Below are 3,455 nucleotides of genomic sequence, written 5' to 3' on the forward strand. Positions count from 1 at the left end.
GTGGAAGAGCTGCGGGAACAGCTTATGCAGGAGCTGCCTGATTATATGGTGCCGTCCAGCTTTATGCAGCTGGATGACATGCCGATGACTCCGAGTGGAAAGAATGACCGAAAAGCATTGCCCGAGCCCGATCTGACCGTGAATGCAACGGAGGAATATGCAGCTCCGAGAGACAAAATAGAGGAGATATTGGCTGAAATATGGGAAAAAGTCCTGAAAGTCGAACGGGTAGGCATTAAGGATCACTTTCTGAATCTGGGGGGAGATTCTATTAAAGCCATCCAGATCGTGTCCAAGCTTCACGATTATAAGCTAAAGCTGCAACTGAAGGATCTATTTGACCATCCTGTGATTGAACAATTGAGAGCCTATGTACAATCTGTCGAACATACTGCTTTTCAAGGAATGGTAACAGGGGAAATCATGCTCACGCCCATCCAAAGCTGGTTTTTTGAGCAGTCTTTTGCAGCAAAACATCACTTCAACCAGTCCGTTCTGTTACATAGGAAACAGGGGGTTGACGAAAGAATGTTAAGAAAGGTGTTCGATCGTTTGGTGGAACACCATGATGCTTTGCGTATTGTAGTGCGTGAGAAGGCGGGACAGGTGGTTCTGTTCAACCGGGGCACGGAAGGCGAACTATATTCGCTGGAGGTAAAGGATTTTACAAATGATGATATATATGATAGCTCCGTAAAGGAAGAAGCCGCTCTGCTTCAGTCCCGCATGGATTTAGAATGTGGACCTCTGATGCAAGCAGGCTTGTTCAAAACGAAAGACGGTGACTATCTGTGCGTAAGTTTTCACCACCTGGTGGTTGACGGGATTTCTTGGCGGATTCTTTTTGAGGATATTTCTACAGGATACCGACAGGCGGAGAAGGGGGAAGAAGTCACATTCAGAGGGAAAACGGACTCTTTCCTGGCATGGTCTGAACAACTTTATACGTATGCCGGCAGCGGGGAGCTTCTCCAAGAAATCACATACTGGTCCGCGCTGGAACAGAATGAAATCAAGCCTATTCCCAAGGATCATCTCGTTCATGGCAGAACATATATGGATAGCGATCATATCGAAATCGTGCTGGATGAAGTCCAAACCGCCAAACTGCTTAGAGAAGTGAATAAGGCTTACAATACTGAAATCAACGATGTTCTTTTGACGGCATTGGGAGAGGCTATTCGGGAATGGACAGGAGAAGACAAGGTGCTTGTTAACCTGGAAGGGCACGGACGTGAAGAAATCATTCAGGATATGGATATCAGCAGAACCGTAGGCTGGTTTACCGCCCAATACCCTGTGATTTTGGATATGGCAGGTGTCAAGGACGTGTCTTCCCGGCTTAAAGCCGTCAAAGAAAGCCTCCGGCGCATTCCGCAAAAAGGCATCGGCTACGGCATTTTAAAATACCAGACGTTCCCTCGGGACGAGGAAATCTTAAGGTTTAATTTGCACCCTGAGATCAGCTTCAACTACCTGGGGCAGTTTGACCAGGATATCGATACCGACATATTTACCATCTCCGATGTTCTTACCGATGAGACGGTTTCACCCGACATGCAAAGACCTTACTGCTTGGACATTAACGGAAGGGTGGCTGATGGAAAACTAAGGATGAGTTTCGCCTATCACAAGCACGAATATGAAAAGGCCACGCTGATCACAGTGGCGGAAGGCTTTAAGCGAAATCTGGAGCAAATTATCGAGCATTGCTCATCACAGGAATATACGGAACTGACAGCCAGTGATGTAAGTTCCAGCAACATTACGACGGCGGAGGTAGAAGAGGTATATCGCGCGATGGGGGACTCTAAGCCCAATATCGCGGATATTTATACACTGACCCCTATGCAGTCGGGAATGCTCTACCACTTCCTCAGGGAGCAAAACTCGCACGCGTATTTTGAACAAGCAGTGATCAGTCTGAAGGGCGAAATCGATAGAAGCTTGTTTGAACGTGCTTTCCAGCAGGTGATTCAAAGACATGATATTTTGCGGACTGCCTTTGTTTATGAGAAGGTGGAAAAACCGGTTCAGGTCGTTTTAGAGGACAGACCAGCTGAAATGTTTTTCGAGTATATCTCCTTCTTAACAGAGGAAGAGAAAGAAAACTATCTCCAAGCCTATTTGGACAAGGATAGAGAAAAGGGCTTTGACCTCACCCGGGAGCCGCTGATCAGATTTGCCTTGATTAGAATTAATGCCGACAGCTATCGTTTCATTTTGAGTTTTCATCATATCATTATAGATGGATGGTGTCTTGGCATTGTATTTAAAGAGCTGCTGGAAATTCACAGTGCTCTTCATAAAGGAAGCATACCGCAATTAGGCACAGTGTATCCTTATCGTCAATATATCCAGTGGCTGGAACAAAGGGATGACCGGGAGACGGGGGCTTACTGGGAGAATTATCTGACAGAGTACGAACAGCCAGCGCTGTTGCCTAAAATCAAAAGTGGTATAGCTCATCCGGGATACATTCAGGAAGAATACGATTTTACGATAAATAGGGAAATGAAGGAGAGTTTGGAGGGAATCGCAAGAGAAAGTGGCGCCACGTTAAGTACGGTGATACAGGCCGTATGGGGAATCCTGCTGCAACGGTACAACAATACCCAGGATGTGGTGTTCGGAACGGTTGTCTCGGGAAGACCGGCAGAAATTCAAGGCGTTGAACAGATGGTAGGACTGTTTATCAATACGATTCCTGTCAGAGTCCGGGCAGAAAAGGAAGAAAGCTTTTCAGCCCTGGTTGCCAAACTTCAGCAGGAGGCATGGGCATCGGAGCGGCATCACTATTATCCGCTGGCGGAAATTCAGTCGAGGACCGCCTATGGAGGCGGATTGGTGCAAAACCTGCTGGCCTTTGAAAACTATCCGATAGAGGAAGCTGTCAAAGGACAGGGCGACCACGGAACAGATTTGAGGGTACTGTCCACGAAGGTTTCCGAACAGACAAATTTTGATTTTAATTTCATTGTTGTGCCTGAGAACGATCTGCAGATCAAATTCCGCTACAATAGCTTGGCCTATGACAGAAGCTTTATGGAGCGGGTAGCCGGGCAGATTAAAATGATCATCCGTGAAATCATCCGTTGTCCAAAGATGAGGATCGAAGATATCGAGATCGTACCGGAGGAAGAGAGCAGCGTGCAGCTCCGTGATTTTAACCGCACGGAGGCGGAATATCCAAAGGATCACACGATTCAGGGACTATTTGAGGAACGAGCGGAGCAAAGAGCAGATCATCCGGCTTTGGTCTGGGGAGAGCAAACGCTGACCTACCGGGAGCTGAACGAGCAGGCGAATCGGCTGGCCATTGTCTTGAGAGAGCGGGGAGTGAAGCCGGATGATATCGTTGCCATCATGGCGGAGCGTTCCATGGAAATGGTCATCGGCATCCTGGGAACACTCAAAGCGGGCGGAGCCTACCTGCCGATAGATCCGAATTATCC

At 47.6% G+C, this 3,455-nt stretch carries 1 protein-coding gene; it reads left to right on the forward strand.

The features are described from left to right. Window positions 1-3,455: condensation domain-containing protein (locus ABIA61_RS26605; protein ID WP_404581515.1), on the forward strand; the 3,455-nt coding region annotated here is incomplete at both ends.

This window comes from Paenibacillus sp. RC21 (assembly GCF_044907935.1).
Taxonomy (GTDB): Bacteria; Bacillota; Bacilli; order Paenibacillales; family Paenibacillaceae; genus Paenibacillus; species Paenibacillus terrae_A.